We start from the raw sequence: 3,194 nt of genomic DNA, 5'->3' as shown, positions 1-3,194 counted from the left end.
TTGAGATGGTGAATGTTGATTTCTAGTCTTTGACTAGTTCGTTCTTTAAAAATTTGGGTATGTGATAGAAAGATAGACTGAACGTTACTTTCACTGGTAACGGATCAGGCTAAGGTAAAATTTGTGAGTTGCTCTTAATTGAGTATTATCGAATTTTCGGCGAATGTCGTCTTCACAGTATAACCAGATTGCTTGGGGTTATATGGTCAAGTGAAGAAGCGCATACGGTGGATGCCTTGGCAGTCAGAGGCGATGAAAGACGTGGTAGCCTGCGAAAAGCTTCGGGGAGTCGGCAAACAGACTTTGATCCGGAGATGTCTGAATGGGGGAACCCAGCCATCATAAGATGGTTATCTTAAGCTGAATACATAGGCTTAAGAGGCGAACCAGGGGAACTGAAACATCTAAGTACCCTGAGGAAAAGAAATCAACCGAGATTCCCTTAGTAGTGGCGAGCGAACGGGGACTAGCCCTTAAGTGGCTTTGAGATTAGCGGAACGCTCTGGAAAGTGCGGCCATAGTGGGTGATAGCCCTGTACGCGAAAATCTCTTAGTCATGAAATCGAGTAGGACGGAGCACGAGAAACTTTGTCTGAATATGGGGGGACCATCCTCCAAGGCTAAATACTACTGACTGACCGATAGTGAACTAGTACCGTGAGGGAAAGGCGAAAAGAACCCCGGAGAGGGGAGTGAAATAGATCCTGAAACCGTATGCGTACAAGCAGTGGGAGCCCACTTTGTTGGGTGACTGCGTACCTTTTGTATAATGGGTCAGCGACTTATTTTCAGTGGCGAGCTTAACCGAATAGGGGAGGCGTAGCGAAAGCGAGTCTTAATAGGGCGTCTAGTCGCTGGGAATAGACCCGAAACCGGGCGATCTATCCATGGGCAGGTTGAAGGTTGGGTAACACTAACTGGAGGACCGAACCGACTACCGTTGAAAAGTTAGCGGATGACCTGTGGATCGGAGTGAAAGGCTAATCAAGCTCGGAGATAGCTGGTTCTCCTCGAAAGCTATTTAGGTAGCGCCTCATGTATCACTGTAGGGGGTAGAGCACTGTTTCGGCTAGGGGGTCATCCCGACTTACCAAACCGATGCAAACTCCGAATACCTACAAGTGCCGAGCATGGGAGACACACGGCGGGTGCTAACGTCCGTCGTGAAAAGGGAAACAACCCAGACCGTCAGCTAAGGTCCCAAAGTTATGGTTAAGTGGGAAACGATGTGGGAAGGCTTAGACAGCTAGGAGGTTGGCTTAGAAGCAGCCACCCTTTAAAGAAAGCGTAATAGCTCACTAGTCGAGTCGGCCTGCGCGGAAGATGTAACGGGGCTCAAACCATACACCGAAGCTACGGGTATCACTTAGGTGATGCGGTAGAGGAGCGTTCTGTAAGCCTGTGAAGGTGAGTTGAGAAGCTTGCTGGAGGTATCAGAAGTGCGAATGCTGACATGAGTAACGACAATGGGTGTGAAAAACACCCACGCCGAAAGACCAAGGTTTCCTGCGCAACGTTAATCGACGCAGGGTTAGTCGGTCCCTAAGGCGAGGCTGAAAAGCGTAGTCGATGGAAAACAGGTTAATATTCCTGTACTTCTGGTTATTGCGATGGAGGGACGGAGAAGGCTAGGCCAGCTTGGCGTTGGTTGTCCAAGTTTAAGGTGGTAGGCTGGAATCTTAGGTAAATCCGGGATTCTAAGGCCGAGAGCTGATGACGAGTGTTCTTTTAGAACACGAAGTGGTTGATGCCATGCTTCCAAGAAAAGCTTCTAAGCTTCAGGTAACCAGGAACCGTACCCCAAACCGACACAGGTGGTTGGGTAGAGAATACCAAGGCGCTTGAGAGAACTCGGGTGAAGGAACTAGGCAAAATGGCACCGTAACTTCGGGAGAAGGTGCGCCGGTGAGGGTGAAGCATTTACTGCGTAAGCCCATGCCGGTCGAAGATACCAGGCCGCTGCGACTGTTTATTAAAAACACAGCACTCTGCAAACACGAAAGTGGACGTATAGGGTGTGACGCCTGCCCGGTGCCGGAAGGTTAATTGATGGGGTTAGCTAACGCGAAGCTCTTGATCGAAGCCCCGGTAAACGGCGGCCGTAACTATAACGGTCCTAAGGTAGCGAAATTCCTTGTCGGGTAAGTTCCGACCTGCACGAATGGCGTAACGATGGCGGCGCTGTCTCCACCCGAGACTCAGTGAAATTGAAATCGCTGTGAAGATGCAGTGTATCCGCGGCTAGACGGAAAGACCCCGTGAACCTTTACTATAGCTTTGCACTGGACTTTGAATTTGCTTGTGTAGGATAGGTGGGAGGCTTTGAAGCGTGGACGCCAGTTCGCGTGGAGCCAACCTTGAAATACCACCCTGGCAACTTTGAGGTTCTAACTCAGGTCCGTTATCCGGATCGAGGACAGTGTATGGTGGGTAGTTTGACTGGGGCGGTCTCCTCCTAAAGAGTAACGGAGGAGTACGAAGGTGCGCTCAGACCGGTCGGAAATCGGTCGTAGAGTATAAAGGCAAAAGCGCGCTTGACTGCGAGACAGACACGTCGAGCAGGTACGAAAGTAGGTCTTAGTGATCCGGTGGTTCTGTATGGAAGGGCCATCGCTCAACGGATAAAAGGTACTCCGGGGATAACAGGCTGATACCGCCCAAGAGTTCATATCGACGGCGGTGTTTGGCACCTCGATGTCGGCTCATCACATCCTGGGGCTGAAGCCGGTCCCAAGGGTATGGCTGTTCGCCATTTAAAGTGGTACGCGAGCTGGGTTTAGAACGTCGTGAGACAGTTCGGTCCCTATCTGCCGTGGACGTTTGAGATTTGAGAGGGGCTGCTCCTAGTACGAGAGGACCGGAGTGGACGAACCTCTGGTGTTCCGGTTGTCACGCCAGTGGCATTGCCGGGTAGCTATGTTCGGAATAGATAACCGCTGAAAGCATCTAAGCGGGAAACTAGCCTCAAGATGAGATCTCACTGGGACCTTGAGTCCCCTGAAGGGCCGTCGAAGACTACGACGTTGATAGGTTGGGTGTGTAAGCGCTGTGAGGCGTTGAGCTAACCAATACTAATTGCCCGTGAGGCTTGACCATATAACACCCAAGCAATTTGCGAGCTCGAAAGAGGCCAGATTGCGGTGTGTGAAGACGATACAAAGTCGAAAATTCGAAACGAAACACACAAATCTATT

The 3,194-nt window shown here is 50.6% G+C and carries 1 rRNA gene; it reads left to right on the top strand.

Features of this window, described 5'->3' with window-relative positions:
• Positions 1-204 precede the first annotated feature (204 nt).
• Positions 205-3,096, top strand: a 23S ribosomal RNA gene (locus tag SB725_RS30010).
• Positions 3,097-3,194 lie beyond the last annotated feature (98 nt).

The sequence above is a fragment of the Pseudomonas sp. SIMBA_041 genome (assembly GCF_046535095.1).
GTDB classification, from domain to species: Bacteria; Pseudomonadota; Gammaproteobacteria; order Pseudomonadales; family Pseudomonadaceae; genus Aquipseudomonas; species Aquipseudomonas mucoides.
Note: the sequence above shows the minus strand (reverse complement) of the source record. Positions and strands in the feature narration are given on the sequence as shown.